Consider the following 15,188-nt stretch of genomic DNA (forward strand, 5'->3'; position numbering starts at 1 on the left):
CTACTCGCTCTTTTGATCCACAGGTATTAAATCAATGCCAAAGCTAGGGATACCCCTTTGTTTCTGTGTACCAGCTCCAGCACTACCCCAAGTATGCTCCAGCCATCTTCCGAGTGCCACCTACAGGATGTATGGGGCAAAGGCGGAGTAGCCTTGGCCCAGAGGCATTGAAGTTAAAGAGTTTGGTAGGCGTTTCTGTTCTTATCTAAAGCTACCTGCGGCAACAGAAACCAAGTTGGGTTTGGCCTTTTTAGGGTTCTTGGGATAATTATAGATTCTTATCCGTGGGTTCACACCCACGGTGATAAAAAATTGCGCTCCTTCGAAGCTACGGATAAGCGACAAGGTTAGCACCTAATTCAACACAAAAAGCTCCGATTTGTCCCGAGAAGGAAGATGAAATTTAAAGAGCTAATTTCCGAAAAGACCCTCCAAGGGATTAAATTTTATAGTGGTTATTCCAATCTTGCAGTAGAGCCATGAGTGAGGCTACTCACGGCGGCCAAAGACAAAAATTGATTGGAACCCATTCCCAGAATAATATAGAATGATTTATTACCAATAATGAATTTAGATTTTGGCAAGCGCTGAGGGAGCGATTTTTCTTTAATACGGATTACAAATCCTATGATCTATCCTCGGAATTGCAAATTCCGAGGAACAGTGGGTAAATTTTAAGCTCCTTCCTTCAGAAAAGTGCGGTCTGTGAAGAGTCAAATGGCTCTAATGAGGTGCTTGACATTACTTGATTGTAAATGGGGAAAGCAATTGAAAAGTGCACTGAGCCTCTCCTGAACATGAAGTGAGGGAAGAAACCTATTTTCTAGAACCGAAAACCTATTCCAATTTTCAAAAAAGGCTGTAATTAATTTCCCTTCAGTTTAAGCCTACATTCGGCAGCTGAAAGCCTTAATCAATTCTTAAAACTAAGCTCAGTTTCTCCCATAATTCGTTATGAAATAAAATGGGCACGAGTGAATCATCCGGAGCCTCCCCCATTCTGATGACTACAAGATTTTGACTCGGAACGATCTCTACAAATTGCCCATTTTTACCCATTCCGGCGAATAAATCGTCGGGGGCATTTTCTGATAACTGGGTAGAAACAGCATTTGGTAGTCCTGGGAAAATAATGGATTCTTTTCCATTTAGCCACCATAAATACCCATAAGAAAGGTTTAAGTTTTGGGAGCTTGAAATCATTTGCTGGTAATAATCCGAATCAGAAAGCACCTCTTTATTGACCCATATTCCTTTATTGAGGATCAACAATCCAAACCGTGCCATATCCCTTGCCGAACTCCAATATACATTGTTATATCCTTGTGAAATCCATTGTCCTTTCATTCCTATCGCGGACTCGATTTTTAGATCAGTATATTCATTCAATTCCTTACCAGTTGCATTCTCAAGCACCTTTTCGAGAAGGGTATAAGGCGCATTATGGTAAAACCACTGTTGCCCCGCATCTGATTTATAAGCAAGGCAAGCAGGAAGTGTACAGTTAAGGTCAGCCTCATCATAAGCTAGACCTGTGGTCATAGTCAGTTGATTTTTCACCTTGATCGACTGTTCTTTATCAGGTGACAAACTGGTCCAACCCTCACCCAGGTATTCAGCAGTAGGATTTTCAATGTTTATAAAACCTTCTTGCTGAGCAATACCTACTAGGACAGATGTGAGTGTTTTTCCTGCAGAAGCCCAATACCATTGCGAGTCTCGACCAAAAGCTGCTGTTCCAAGGATGGTATCTCCAAAGTACTCCTCTACTATGATTTTCCCATCCTTCAAAACTATAAATGCCCGGGTATTATTCCGCTCTAAATACCTCAATAATTCATCTAGTTCTAATAGGTTCCAGCCTAATTCATCGGGGGAGGCACTTTCCCATTCTTGAGAATTCAAAGGTGGAAAATAAAGGGTAGGTTCATTAGGTGAGTTGATGATAGGATCTTCCTTCTTCTCACAAGAAAAAAGTAAAAAAGCTAAAACCAATAGTATTGAATATCTCATAATCAGTCTATTATTGCGATTAGACATCTTTTCACCTCTTGAAGTTTAATCACAAGCCAAGGTAATTCAAATGCGTTTCGGTAATCTTTCCAAAAAGTAAATAAACTTTTTTTAGAAGCATTTGATAATACGATAAACTCATTTTGGACCAAAGTTCAGCTAAGATTAAGGTCAATATGAGTTTTTGACCCATCCATCTTTACTGTATACTATTGATTTTTAAAACAATAGTAGTTCGATAGTAAGATAAAAACGAAAATTATTCAAAGGCTTCTTCCCAAAAAGGTAAACCTGAAGGCAAAAGGGCTTTTTGAAATAAGCTATTTACCAATTCACCAAAAAAGTACCCCGATCCGAGACACTTTTCTGGCAAAAAAAAGATTACAATTGATCACTTAGTCCACTTGATTGTACATCCGATCGCTTTAGTGAAGTTCATGGCTATCTCCTCTCCCATCATTAACGCATTGACAGCATTTTGTACATAGTGTTCGGTCACAGCCGCAGCATCCTGGTAATTATTATCGATAGCTCCGATGTATTTGACGATAAATTTCCCTTCCTCCTTATTTAGCAAATAGACATGAGGCGTACGGGTACCTCCATAGGCTTTAATAATCTCTTGGCTTTTGTCATAGACATAAGGAAATGGGAAACCCTTTTCCTCAGCCCTTTTTTTCATATTCTCAAAACTATCTCCAGGGCTGATTTGCTCATCATTGGAATTAATCGCAATCACCGGATATCCCTTAGGGCCAAACTCCTCATGAAGAGCAATCATTCGATCTTCGTAGGCAACCACGTAAGGACAGGTATTGCAAGAAAATATTACTATTGCGCCTTTAGCTTCTTCCATTCCAGTAAGTGAAATAGTTTTACCATCCACACTGGGGAGATTAAAATCCCTTGCTTCATCTCCTACTTGATAACCTTGAGCAAAAAGCAATGGTGTACCAAAAAGTAGAAAGGCAATGACTCCGAATAGATTTTTTTGCATGATTTTAAGGTTTAAGTTTTTGAATTAAGGATTCAAGTTCATCCGGTTCCAACTCTCCTTCTACAAAGTGACGCGTACCATCCGGCTGAATAAAAAGTGTAGCAGGAATTGCTCCCGACCAATCTGTACTTACTTTGTCTATCCACTTGTTGTAATCCACATCATCCAACAGGTAAACTGGAGCTTGTACTGACCTTTTTTCAATAAAGTCGGTCACCCGTTCAGGTTTTCTGCCGTCATCCATAGAAATAAAAATTAACTCAATCTCAGGATGCTCAGCTTGAGCTTTCTCAAAATAGGGCATTTCTTTAACACAAGGCGCACACCAAGTTGCCCAGAAATTAAAGACTTTAAGGTTTGAAGACTCCTGATGCATCAAGACTTCAAACTCTTCGAAAGAAATGATTTTAAATTCTTCCGGCCCAGGGTTCAAATCCATTTGAAAATGAGAATTGAAGAAAAACCAAAAGGCAAGGATTAACAAGTGCATAAAGAGTTGATTTGATAAAGATCAATACCTTTAAAACGAGCTTAATCCCTTAGAGTTTAACCACTTGTCAAAAATTCTGTAGTAACCAATTACCTAAAAAGCTTAGCCGTATACTCTAAAAGCTCCTTTCCCCCTGTCTTTCCATGACCGGGGACGACCACTTGTACCATTGGGTAATATTCTAAGATCGACTCGATCGTCGACGTCCAAGAGAGGGTATCTGCATCAGCTAGATTTCCTTTGCTAGCATTTAATTCTTTGACCAGACAGCCCCCAAAAAGCACTTGATCTTTTTCTATGAAGCACACCGTATTATCCACCGTATGGCCTTTTCCAAAAAACTGAGTCCTTACTTCCAAATCTCCCAACTTAAAGCTCAGCAACCTGTCAAAACCCAGCTTAGGGATACTTGAACCCTGTTTTTCGGCAAGTGAGCGAGTAAGGCTAGATCCATAAGATGGGATCTCAAGGCGATGGAAAGCCTCTAATCCTCCCAAGCAATCCTCGTGAAAATGAGTGGCAATTACACCAACTACCTGAAGGCCCAATTCCTCCTGAATCCATTGGATCAAAAGCTCAGCATCCGCCTCCTGAGCAGGAGAATCCAGGACCAAAGCTTCTTCCTCGCTGACCACTATCAATCCATTACAGGAAACCTTACCAAAGGTCTCTGTCTCTAGGAAAGTGATATGCTGAAAGGTATGCTCACTCAGCCTGATTATTTCCAGCCGATCATTGCTAATCTCAGTTTTTTGAGCAAGTGCAAACAAACCCGAAGTGAAGAGGACTAAGAGAGAAAGAAAAAAACGGCTCATAATTTCCTGATTTTAAACCTTGACATGAAAGGTAGAGCAAACACAAAACTATTGAAAACAAAAAATTCAAATTATTAAAGTTATGGATCAGCAATATTTCAATTTATTCCCTACATTTGCATTCCGATTAGAGCAAAGAGCTTCTTTCCTAATTGGTATTGATTCATAAAGCGAATCATTAGAATTAAAGTTTCGGGGTGTAGCGTAGCCCGGTATCGCGCCTCGTTTGGGACGAGGAGGTCGTAGGTTCGAATCCTGCCACCCCGACTTTTTAATTCTTTTTGCTTTTATTTTTAGCAATCTCCCCAATCAAATTCGTTCTTCATTGCCTTAACCACCGTTCCTTTTTGGGCAAGGTTTTAAGTTCGATTTTAAATTTGGCCTTGGTCCTATTAATCCTTTCCCTTTTCAGATTTAGAAAATATCCGTTTGAAGCTCCAGCCTGAAGAGGAATCTTCCGGCAGATCATCACTTAAAAGATAGCCAAAAGGCTCTAACCCTTTAGTCCGCTCAAGGGTGATTTTCAAAACGCCTACAAGAGGTATAAACAAAACCATACCCGAGATCCCCCACAGCCAGCCTCCAAGAAGAATGGCCAAAATCACAGCCAAGGCATTGACCTTGACCTGAGAGCCCACAATAAGCGGGGTGATAATATTATTTTCCAGTAGCTGAATCCCCCATAAAACTCCAAACGTCATTAAGGGGTAAACCATATTATCTGTAGTCAAAAAAACATAGAGAATCGCAAAAAAGGAGGAAATAAAAACTCCGACGTAGGGAATCAAATTCATTATCGCAATGAAGGCAGCAAACAGCAGAAAGTACTTCACCCCGATGATGTAAAAAAACAAACCAGCTAAGACCGCTACAATTCCAGTGACACGAATCATTCCACTCAAATAAAGCTGAATAACCCTACCTGAATCTGTGGCCCATTGAAGCACCCGCTCTTTATGATTGGATGAAAAACGAATAAGAAACTCTACAAAAAAATCCTTGTAATACATCAGCAAGAAAATGTAAAGCGGAATAATCCCTGCCAAAGTTAGGGACTTCCCTGTTGCAAAGAGGGTGGAATTGATATTTTCAAGCTTGAAAATATTCAGAAGTTCACTTTTATCCCTATCCTTCAAAAGCTCATTGCCAAATACTTCAGACAGCTCTTCTAGATAAATACTTACTTTTTGTTCTAGGCTTTCGCCTATTTCGGGAATATCACGGATAAGCCCCACCATTTGATTTAGTAGAGCATAAAAAATCCCAAATGCCACCAAACTCACCAAGAGTATGCTAAAAACAATAGCCAAAGGTCGAGGAAATCGGTATTTTTCAAACCAATTGGAGATGGGATTGAGTGAAAAAGCAAAAAAAACACCCCAAACCAAAGGAACTATTAGAAATGACCCCTCTCTAAGGACAATAGCTCCCAAAACGATGGAAATAAGCACAAAGGAAGTTTTCTGAAGAATACCCATAAGAACTTTTTAAAGTAGGAAGATACGAATTTGTCCAATCCCAAAAATTCCAATGATATAATCTTACCTTAGTTTTTTCAAATTATTTTCTATTTTTCAAGCTGCTTAACCTACCCAGACCTCATGAAAAAAATATTCCTAATTGCCTTACTCCTTCCTACCCTCGGATTTTCCCAAGGAAAAACCGACACCATAGCAGTGTACAGTAAGTTTATGGCCAAAGAGCTAAAAGCCGCTGTCACCCTTCCTGAAGGTCATCAAAAAGAAGATAAAAATTACCCTGTACTTTACCTCCTTCACGGAGGTAGTGGCGCCTTTAATGATTGGCATCAGAAAGTCACCGAACCGGGCCTAGTACAGCGGATGGCGACAGAATACAAGCTAATCATCGTCACTCCTGGCGTGGGGCCTGCGAGCTACTACTACGATAGCCCGGAGATGGATAGTGTAAAGTACGAAAGCTACCTGATCGAGGAGCTTATTCCCCAAGTCGACCAAAACTACCCGACCTTAGCCCAAAAGGAATCAAGAGCGATCACCGGCTTATCCATGGGAGGACATGGAGCGATTATGCTTTCTGCCAAGCACCCACATCTTTTTATAGCAGCAGGCAGTATGAGTGGAGTCATGAATATTGACACACGGATGTGGAAAGTTCCTGAGGATTTCCGAACACTTCGTTTGAAAGGACAGCAAGAAATGCTGGGGGAAAACCTCAACTACGAAGCCCCGGAATTCAATCCCTACACAGCTGTAGGGCTGACCGATAAGATGAAAGAAAATAAGCTCGCGCTGATCATCGATTGCGGAGTGGATGATTTTTTGATTGAAACCAATCGACAGATGCATCAGCTACTCCTAGCCAACGAGACAGCCCATGAGTATATCGAAAGACCTGGGGCACATACTTGGCAGTATTGGACCGAAGCCCTCCCTGTACATTTATTGTTTTTTGACAAGTACTTGAAAAGGGACTAATTACCAATTTACACGCTAAGCTAAAAGCACAAATCTTTCACATTTTGAGCGATTTTTTGCTTTTTGCGAACAGTTTATCACCTCCTATGCCAAATTTTGACCAAATAAGACCTTTTTACGACGCGGAAGCCAACAAGGCTCTACTTGAGATCATTGATGATCCCATGCTTGAGGCCATGATGAATTTTTCCTTCCCGGATGACAGAGAAAAACGCTGGAAGGACCTGCTGAGACATACGCATTCCCTCAGAGACTTTCAGATCAATTTTATCTATCCGGGTTTGATGCGGGTCTTGGAAAAAAGCTCCAACGGCCTAAGCACGGGTGGATTTGAAAAATTAGAGCCTAATACGGCCTATTTGTTCATTTCCAATCACAGAGACATCATACTAGACACTTCCCTACTCAATGCCTGCCTTTTTGAAAAGGGACTGGTGATGACTACCTCAGCGATAGGTGATAATCTGATCAAAAAACCATTCCTCCATACGCTTTCGCGACTCAATAGAAATTTCGCTATTCGTAGAGGCTTGACAGGAAGAGCCCTACTGGAAAGCTCCCAGATGGTCTCAGCCTATATCCGCAAATCTTTGTTGCAGGAAAACCGCTCTGTATGGACTGCTCAAAGGGAAGGCCGAACAAAAGATGGAAATGACATCACCCACAAAGGGGTCTTGAAAATGCTCACGCTGGCAGAAGAGGGAGACAATCCCTTTGGTTTTTTTGAAAAGATCAAATTGGTACCGGTCTCTATTTCATACGAATATGACCCAACAGATATTTTAAAGTTACCTGAGCTGCTAGCTAAATCCCGCCAAGAAAAATATATCAAAAGCGAGAATGAGGATTTCCTAAATCTTCTCAGAGGAATTATGGGCACCAAAAAGAGAATTCACATCGAAGTCAACGGTACAATGGATGAGGAAATCCAAACCATCGCCCAAAGTGAAACTAATCAGGGCGAAAAACTATCCCTACTCACTGAATTGATCGATCAGACCATCTGGAAAGGCTACAAACTGTGGCCGAGTAACTACATCGCTTGTGACTTACTGCAAAAATCCGAGGAGCATAAAAGTCATTACACTGAGACAGAAAAACTAGATTTTCAAAAGCGAATTCAAGAGAAAATCAAAAGAGATAGCCCCGAGGAACTTGAAAGTTTTCTCTCCATGTATGCCTATCCTGTTATCAATAAGCAAAAACTAAAATAAACGAAAACGGCTTCAATATCTCAATTGAAGCCGTTTTTGTAATAGATAAATTAGCTTTATTTCAACGGTACAGTTACCTTAAATTTACTTCCTTTACCTTTCTCGGATTCTATCTCCAGTTTTCCTTTGAGTCCTTGGATCAGATGAGATACCAAATTTAATCCAAAGCCAAAACCCGTCTCTTTTTGAGTTCCTTGAGTACTCACTGCTTTTCCATCGGTGATCTCTTTGATTTTTTCTTCATTCATCCCCACTCCATTATCCGACACTTCAAAGCGAAGGATTTTATCCTGATCCAGCACTTCCATTTCCATCGTCACGGAGACTACACCTTCCTCAGGAGTGAATTTAAGTGCATTTGAGATCAAATTCCCTAGTATCTGCATCAGCTTGTTTTTGGGAAAAGGGATGTCTGCATTGTCATCTTTGTAGCTGACCTCTAGACGTACCGATTTAGAAAGGGCTTGGGGCGAATACATATCTTCCAACTTCTGCTTCAAAGTACCCATCGTAAACTCTTGGTCTGTAGGGAGCTTTTTATTGTCCTTGCCATAGTCCTGAGAGAGAATCTCATCTGCCAATTCCAACACAGACTTGCCGCTTTTTTGAATCAACTTGATAAAATCGAGCACTTCCTCAAGTTTATTGGCATCTCCTTGCAGCTGAATGATTTCGGCCAAACCAATAATCCCTCCTATAGGTCCTCGTATATCGTGGGCCACACGGTTTTTTACCTTATTGGATTCTTTGATCTTCCCATGCAATTGACTGATGGCAAATTGGATTTTGATTCGGTTGACCACCTCTCCTGCAATCAGCTCCAGCATTTCACGTTTTTCCGGAGTGATATCTTGATACTCTTTGTCTAGGACACAGAGCGCACCTAGATTAACACCTTCAGCTATCTTCAGTGGCACTCCAAAATAATAACGGAGATGAGGATCATCTTTCACGAAAAACTTATCCTTAAACCGATCGTCAGCAGCTAAATTTTTGACCTCAAATCCATGATCTTCTTCGGGTACAGCGATGGTATACTGGCAGACCGAATCTTCTCTCGGCATCTGCTCCACATCGATACCAAATGAAGCAATGCTCCATTGTGTGTAGGAATCGATCAGGTTGATCAGGGAAATATCCGTTCCTGCTACTTTAGCCGCCAGCTTAGTTAGGTCTTGAAAGGAAAGCTTTAGTCCAGTGTAGTCTAGATCTAATTCTGATAACTTCAGCAATCGTTCGAGTTCATTTTCTGGGATTGGATTCATATACTTTATTATTTCTTTGGGATGATTAAATAAAAAATAAGAGTTTTTGTTTTCACCGCCGAGTGCAAGTCTAGAAGTGGAAAGAGGGATCCACATCATGGATTGAAAGCGGTCTTATGTTGACTTTAAGGACTGATTTGGGCTTGAATCAGGATTCCCTGCCAATGGGACGACATATTGATTTTTATTTTAACTTTCAGCAGTAAACCAGAAACTCTTGATTTACCCCCTATTTATTCAATTTCACAAAATCTCGCAATTTTTATGACAATATTCATCAAATCTTTCATTTTATTTATAACTCTATCATTATCTGGTAATATTCCAGAAAAGCAGGCAGTAGGAAAAATAACCACCCCACTGGGGGAGATTTACATTTTTCTTGACCCTCGTACTCCGGAGCATCAGGCTAGTTTTACCCAACTGGCGGAAGCGGGCTACTGGGATAGCTTAACCTTCAATCGTGTGATTCCCGATTTCGTCGCTCAAGGTGGTTGCCCGGATACTCCCGAGGGGTTTAATGATCCTGAATATTTACTACAGCCCGAGTTTCATTCTGAGTTAACTCATACCTATGGGGCTGTTGGTGCAGGGAGAGATGATAATCCTGATAAACTTTCTGCACGATGCCAGTTCTACATTGTCCAAAATAAAAATGGCCTGCACAGACTGGACGGAGACTATACTGTTTTTGGAAATGTCATCAAGGGAATGGATATAGTGGACAAAATTGTCCAATTAGACAGAGATAATCAGGATATGCCTTTAAATCCTGTGAAATTGAAAATCGAAATCATATATTTAGAAAAGAGTGAAATCGAAAACCTAAAAAACCCCTAAGTCAAAGTCTATGGCAAAACCTATACGAATACTGATAGTGGGATGTGGAAACATGGGGGCCTCCCATGCCACTGCTTACCATCATATGGCAGAATTTGAAATATGCGGTCTCGTCTCACGGGGAGAAAGCAAAAATAAACTCAATAAAAAATTAGCTTCCAACTACCCACTTTTTGATGATTATGAGGCTGCTCTGGAAAGTACTCAGCCAGATGCAGTCTGTATTTCTACCTACCCGGATACACACGAAGACTTTGCGATCAAGGCATTGGAAGCCGGTTGTCATATTTTCATTGAAAAACCGCTCGCTGACACCGTGATCGGTTGCGAAAATATCATTGCTAAAGCCAAAGAAGAGAATAAAAAAGTAGTCGTAGGCTATATTTTGAGGCATCATCCTTCTTGGATTCGATTTATCGAAGAGGCTCAAAAACTTGGCAAACCATTGGTAATGCGAATGAACCTCAATCAGCAAAGCCATGGATTCATGTGGGATGTCCATCGCAACCTAATGAAAAGCCTAAGCCCGATCGTAGACTGTGGCGTGCATTACATAGACGTCATGTGCCAAATGACACGATCCAAACCCCTGACCGTATCCGCTATAGGAGCTAGACTTACAGAAGACATCTCCGTGGACAATTATAACTATGGCCAATTACAAATCCGTTTTGAGGATGGTTCTGTAGGTTGGTATGAAGCTGGTTGGGGACCGATGATATCTGAGACCGCTTTTTTTGTCAAGGATGTTTTTGGACCAAAAGGGGCTGTTTCTATCGTAGCCAAAGATGCCGGGGCAACAGGAAAATCCGATGATGTAGACTCACATACCAAGACCGAATCCATACGTGTTCACCATGCAGAAATTGACAACAAAAACAATTTTGTCAAGGAAGATGAATGGATAGATATGAAAGATGAGCCTGGGCATCAAGAACTCTGCGATCGGGAGCAGGCCTATTTCCTACAGGCGATTCAGGAAGACCTTGACTTGACAGATCATCTTCAGGATGCGCTTAACAGTTTGAAAATTGCCTTTGCTTGCGATGAATCCGTAAAAACGGGGAAAATCATCGAATTAGAGTAAGCTATGTAACTATAACGATCACTCTCTCTTTTATTTTTGTCTAACACCTCCGCTCATAGGCATGTCTAATCAACCAAAAACCAACACCACAGGATTAAAATCTATCCAAGAATTGGAACGCTTAATCCATGCCATCGAAAAAATCGCAAAAGTTGGCCATTGGGAAGTGGATTTACAATCGGGAGAAAACAGATGGTCTGATCAGTTTTTTGAAATACTGGGTTTAGATCCATCGACCACAGAAGCGAGTACTGAATTAGGACTTTCTAGTATTCATCCTGATGATCGAGACCGAGCAGAAAAAGCTTATGGCAATTCTTTTGAAAAAGGAGAGAATTATAAAGTAGAGAAAAGAATAGTAAGGCCCAATGGTGAGATAAGGTACGTGATCTCCGAAGGAGTGGTAGAAAAAGACGAGGAAGGAAAACCCATCAAGCTTTTCGGGGTATTCAAAGATATCACTACCGAAAAAATTTTAGAACTTGAGACCAACCAAAAGAGTAGAGGACTTCACAGTATCTTCCAAACAACCAAAGATCTGATTGTAGAATTAAGCTGGGATGGCAAGATTGTGAATATTTCCAACTCCTGTTTTGAGATTCTAGGGTACCAAAAAGAAGAATTGATAGGGACTTTAATGAAGGAGTTGGTGCATCCGGATGATTTGGCCAAAACGATGCAGACTTCCATGAAAGTTCGTGAAGGAGAAGAAGTTGATGAATTTGAAAACCGATACTTAAGAAAAAACGGGAGACACGTTCATCTCAGTTGGTCTATTTCAGTAGATAGGGATAATCAAGTACTTTTTCTGATCGCAAGAGACATTTCAGCGAAGCTCCAAGAGGAGCATCAGACGCAGGAGGTATTGGATCGATTACACAGAGCCCAATCGATAGGTAAAATAGGCTATTGGGAATTGGACCTTGAAAGTTTTGATATTTTCTGGTCCAATGAAATTTACAATATCTGGGAAATTGACCCCTCTACTCAGCCCAACATCGTACTTTTTGAGCAGACGATTCACCCTGAGGATAAGGATGAATTTCTAGCTCATCAAAATGAAGCCTTGAAGGGAAAAATCAAACTTGACAAAAGTCACCGGATTCTACTACCCTCGGGCCAAGTCAAGTATGTTCATGAACGAGGTGAACTCTGTGAGGACCCCAGTACTAAAAAACGATCCCTTCGGGGGACAGTTCAAGACATCACAGAGCAGCGTGAAATCGAACTCCAACTCATTCAAAGAAATGAATTCATCGAGGCCACTCTGAAAAATCTTCCTTTGGGGATCGCTGTAAATAAAATCAGTACTGGTGAAACCACTTATATTAATCCGGCTTTTGAAGCTATTTATGGCTGGCCAGGCTCCGTGTTAGAGGATGTGAATACCTTTTTTAAGGCTATTTACCCAGATCCAGAGTACCGGGCAAGCATGGTAAGTAGAATCATGGAAGATATGAAGTCTGGAGATCCTGAGCGAATGGCTTGGAAGGAAGTGACCATCACCACAGAAAAAGGAGAAAAACGCATCGTATCCGCAAAAAACATTCCTCTGCCCGAGCAAGATTTGATGATTTCCACGGTATTGGATGACACCGATCGCTATTGGGCTGAGCAAGCGCTCAAAAATAGTAATGAGCGCTTTCACTTGGCAACTCAGGCGGTCACAGATGCAATTTTTGATTGGAATATTCTTGAAAAAAAAATCTTCTGGGGCAAGGGCTACCACTACCTCTTTGGATACCCAAAGGAAATGGAATATGTCAACGAGGGGTTCTGGGATAGTTGCGTCCACCCTGAAGACCTACCGGGTATCATGAAGACGATTGTAGCGGCTCGAAAAGATCCAAATGTCAAAAACTGGGAAGGTGAATATCGATTCAAAAAGGCAGACGGTAGCTATGCCTATGTCAAAGAAAACACCACGATTCAGCGTGATGAATCCGGCCAAGCCATCCGTATCGTGGGAGCCCTTCAGGACATCACCAAAGATAAACTTCGAAAAGAAGAACTTCTCCAGAAGACAAGATTTATCCAAACAACAGCTGATACTACTCAGGCCTTACTAGAAGCTTCAAATTGGGAAAATGTCATGGACAGGATCCTTCAACTTATGGGCAGGACCATTGGAGCAGATAGGGCCTATTTTTTTAGAATCGTCAAATCTCCGTCGGGCGAGCTGGTAGCACGCCAAGATAATGAATGGACCAATGGCAAAGTAAGCGCTGAGATCGACAATCCTGACTACCAAGCTATTCCGATCAAGGATCATCCACTCTTGTTACGTGATATACAGCAGCGAAAGCCATTCACTATTATCACTCGAGAAGCTGAGGGAGCTACACGGCAAATTCTCGCCGAACAAGGAATCAAGTCCTTGATCAATATTCCAGTTTTTGTAAACAACCGGTATTTAGGACATATTGGGTTTGATGATTGCTTTGAGGAGCGTAAGTGGACGGAAGACGAGAAAGGCTATATCCAATCTATCATCACCAATCTCACCTTTGCCATAGAGCGAAAGGAAAATCTTGACCGACTTGCAGATGCCCTAGAAAACAACATCAACATTTTAGAAAGTATTGGTGATGCCTTTTATTCAGTGGACCAAGAATTCACCGTTACTTATTGGAATAATCAAGCAGAAAATCTAACAGGATTATTTCGAGAAAAGGTTCTCGGAGAAAATTTATGGAAGGTAGTAGGCAAAAATGAAAACCCCGATTTCAGAAAAAATCTCTACGCCTCATTAGAATCACAAACTCCAATAAGTTTTGAAACTTTTGATAATTGGATCAATGCCTGGCTGGAAGTTTCAGTTTACCCAAAGAAAAAAGGCTTATCAATATTCATACAAAACATTACAGAAAGAAAAGAAGCAGAAAAAGAAATCGCAGAATTCAATGAACGATTTACCATCATTTCAAATGCCTCCCACGATGCTATTTGGGACTGGGATATTGTCAAAGAGGAGCATTACTGGGGTACAGGATTCAATAAACTCTTGGGTGAAGAGGTAGCTGGGCTTCAAAAAGATCATAACCGCTGGCTTGACGCCATTCATCCTGAAGACAAGGAACATGTGCACAGCAACCTTTTTAAATTGCTGGATGATCCTAAAGAAACCTTTTTTGAGTCAGAATATAGAATAATCAATAAATCTCACATCATTTATGTAGTAGACAAAGGAACGATCATCAGAGACGAAAAGGGAAAACCACTAAGAATGGTGGGAGCTATCCAAGATATATCCCACAGAAAGCGTTATGAAGAATCACTCAAATCGCTCAATGAAAAACTGATGAGTGCAAATCATGATTTAGAAATATCCAATAAAGAGCTAGAACAGTTTGCCTATGTGGCTTCACATGACCTACAAGAACCCTTGCGGATGATTTCCAGTTTCTTAGGACTGATCGAGAGGAAGTATGACAACACACTCGATGATAAGGGAAAACAATACATCCGGTTTGCAGTGGATGGTGCGAAGCGAATGCGTGATATCATCTTGGATTTATTAAATTTTTCTAGGCTACGCAATACATCGGAAGTCAAAACTTGGGTCTCTTTGCCCAAAATAATGGAGGAAGTTTCCCTTTTGAATAAAAAATCTATTCGGGAAAGTCACGCTACAATTGAAATGGACAAGCTCCCCGTGATTCTTGGACATGAGAGCGCCATGATTCAGCTTTTTCATAACCTTATCTCTAATTCTATCAAATACCGAAGAAATGGGGAAGCACCTGAGATTAAAATCAACTTCACAGAAGATAATGACTTCTGGTTTTTTAGTATTCATGATAATGGCATAGGAATGGAAAAAGCCTATTTGGAAAAAATATTCATTATTTTTCAAAGGCTTCACCTCAAAGAGCAATATCCAGGTTCGGGAATTGGGCTTGCTATTTGCAAGAAGATCGTAGAGATGCACGGAGGTAAAATCTGGGCGGAATCCACCCTCGGAGAAGGCAGCTCCTTCCACTTTTCCATCAAAAAACCAAGTTAAACTCT

At 40.9% G+C, this 15,188-nt stretch carries 11 protein-coding genes and 1 tRNA gene; 6 read left to right on the forward strand and 6 right to left on the reverse strand.

All coding sequences use genetic code 11. From position 1 onward, the window contains the following. Nucleotides 1-909: 909 nt before the first annotated feature. The 4 genes from BLQ57_RS18450 to bla all read right to left on the reverse strand — a co-directional run bounded on the left by BLQ57_RS18450 (nucleotide 910) and on the right by bla (nucleotide 4,315). On the reverse strand, nucleotides 910-2,013 hold the full coding sequence (locus BLQ57_RS18450; protein ID WP_169712803.1) for a serine hydrolase domain-containing protein: 1,104 nt from the start codon (nucleotides 2,011-2,013) through the stop codon (nucleotides 910-912). 391 nt (nucleotides 2,014-2,404) lie between these two features. After that, nucleotides 2,405-3,010 carry a thioredoxin family protein gene (locus tag BLQ57_RS18455; RefSeq protein WP_087941096.1) on the reverse strand — a complete coding sequence of 202 codons (606 nt, stop codon included), beginning with the start codon at nucleotides 3,008-3,010 and terminating at the stop codon, nucleotides 2,405-2,407. A gap of 4 nt (nucleotides 3,011-3,014) precedes the next feature. After that, on the reverse strand, nucleotides 3,015-3,500 hold the full coding sequence (locus BLQ57_RS18460) for a TlpA family protein disulfide reductase (protein ID WP_087941097.1): 486 nt from the start codon (nucleotides 3,498-3,500) through the stop codon (nucleotides 3,015-3,017). Between the two features lie 89 nt (nucleotides 3,501-3,589). After that, entirely contained in the window at nucleotides 3,590-4,315 is a 726-nt protein-coding gene (gene bla / locus BLQ57_RS18465) for a subclass B1 metallo-beta-lactamase (RefSeq protein ID WP_087941098.1), read from the reverse strand. Between the two features lie 193 nt (nucleotides 4,316-4,508). Between bla and BLQ57_RS18470 the strand changes: the two genes are divergently transcribed. Then, nucleotides 4,509-4,582: transfer RNA gene (locus BLQ57_RS18470), tRNA-Pro, on the forward strand. Between the two features lie 125 nt (nucleotides 4,583-4,707). On the opposite strand, the gene BLQ57_RS18475 is transcribed toward BLQ57_RS18470, so the two are convergent. Continuing rightward, entirely contained in the window at nucleotides 4,708-5,766 is a 1,059-nt protein-coding gene (locus BLQ57_RS18475; RefSeq protein WP_240507869.1) for an AI-2E family transporter, read from the reverse strand. A 150-nt stretch (nucleotides 5,767-5,916) separates the two neighbouring features. On the opposite strand from BLQ57_RS18475, the gene BLQ57_RS18480 reads away from it, so the two are divergent. Continuing rightward, on the forward strand, nucleotides 5,917-6,771 hold the full coding sequence (locus BLQ57_RS18480) for an alpha/beta hydrolase (protein ID WP_087941100.1): 855 nt from the start codon (nucleotides 5,917-5,919) through the stop codon (nucleotides 6,769-6,771). 86 nt (nucleotides 6,772-6,857) lie between these two features. Further along, on the forward strand, nucleotides 6,858-7,985 hold the full coding sequence (locus BLQ57_RS18485; protein WP_087941101.1) for a 1-acyl-sn-glycerol-3-phosphate acyltransferase: 1,128 nt from the start codon (nucleotides 6,858-6,860) through the stop codon (nucleotides 7,983-7,985). A gap of 56 nt (nucleotides 7,986-8,041) precedes the next feature. Here the strand turns inward: BLQ57_RS18485 and BLQ57_RS18490 are convergent, their stop codons facing one another. Continuing rightward, entirely contained in the window at nucleotides 8,042-9,349 is a 1,308-nt protein-coding gene (locus BLQ57_RS18490) for a GAF domain-containing sensor histidine kinase (RefSeq protein ID WP_240507870.1), read from the reverse strand. A 165-nt stretch (nucleotides 9,350-9,514) separates the two neighbouring features. Here BLQ57_RS18490 and BLQ57_RS18495 point away from each other — a divergent pair, with 165 nt between their 5' ends. From BLQ57_RS18495 to BLQ57_RS18505, 3 genes are all read left to right on the forward strand, one after another. Next, nucleotides 9,515-10,090, forward strand: coding sequence for a peptidylprolyl isomerase (locus tag BLQ57_RS18495; RefSeq protein WP_087941102.1), 576 nt, complete (start codon nucleotides 9,515-9,517; stop codon nucleotides 10,088-10,090). Between the two features lie 10 nt (nucleotides 10,091-10,100). After that, on the forward strand, nucleotides 10,101-11,177 hold the full coding sequence (locus BLQ57_RS18500) for a Gfo/Idh/MocA family protein (protein ID WP_087941103.1): 1,077 nt from the start codon (nucleotides 10,101-10,103) through the stop codon (nucleotides 11,175-11,177). Between the two features lie 61 nt (nucleotides 11,178-11,238). Beyond that, entirely contained in the window at nucleotides 11,239-15,183 is a 3,945-nt protein-coding gene (locus BLQ57_RS18505) for a PAS domain-containing protein (protein WP_087941104.1), read from the forward strand. The last annotated feature ends 5 nt before the right edge of the window (nucleotides 15,184-15,188 follow it).

The organism is Algoriphagus faecimaris, assembly GCF_900101705.1.
Taxonomy (GTDB): domain Bacteria; phylum Bacteroidota; class Bacteroidia; order Cytophagales; family Cyclobacteriaceae; genus Algoriphagus; species Algoriphagus faecimaris.

Coding starts and splice junctions, on each gene's coding strand:
- BLQ57_RS18480 (WP_087941100.1), top strand. CDS start 5,917: ATGAAAAAAATATTCCTAATTGCCTTACTCCTTCCTACCCTCGGATTT.
- BLQ57_RS18490 (WP_240507870.1), bottom strand. CDS start 9,349: ATGATGTGGATCCCTCTTTCCACTTCTAGACTTGCACTCGGCGGTGAA.
- BLQ57_RS18450 (WP_169712803.1), bottom strand. CDS start 2,013: ATGAGATATTCAATACTATTGGTTTTAGCTTTTTTACTTTTTTCTTGT.
- BLQ57_RS18485 (WP_087941101.1), top strand. CDS start 6,858: ATGCCAAATTTTGACCAAATAAGACCTTTTTACGACGCGGAAGCCAAC.
- BLQ57_RS18500 (WP_087941103.1), top strand. CDS start 10,101: ATGGCAAAACCTATACGAATACTGATAGTGGGATGTGGAAACATGGGG.
- BLQ57_RS18505 (WP_087941104.1), top strand. CDS start 11,239: ATGTCTAATCAACCAAAAACCAACACCACAGGATTAAAATCTATCCAA.
- bla (WP_087941098.1), bottom strand. CDS start 4,315: ATGAGCCGTTTTTTTCTTTCTCTCTTAGTCCTCTTCACTTCGGGTTTG.
- BLQ57_RS18495 (WP_087941102.1), top strand. CDS start 9,515: ATGACAATATTCATCAAATCTTTCATTTTATTTATAACTCTATCATTA.
- BLQ57_RS18460 (WP_087941097.1), bottom strand. CDS start 3,500: ATGCACTTGTTAATCCTTGCCTTTTGGTTTTTCTTCAATTCTCATTTT.
- BLQ57_RS18455 (WP_087941096.1), bottom strand. CDS start 3,010: ATGCAAAAAAATCTATTCGGAGTCATTGCCTTTCTACTTTTTGGTACA.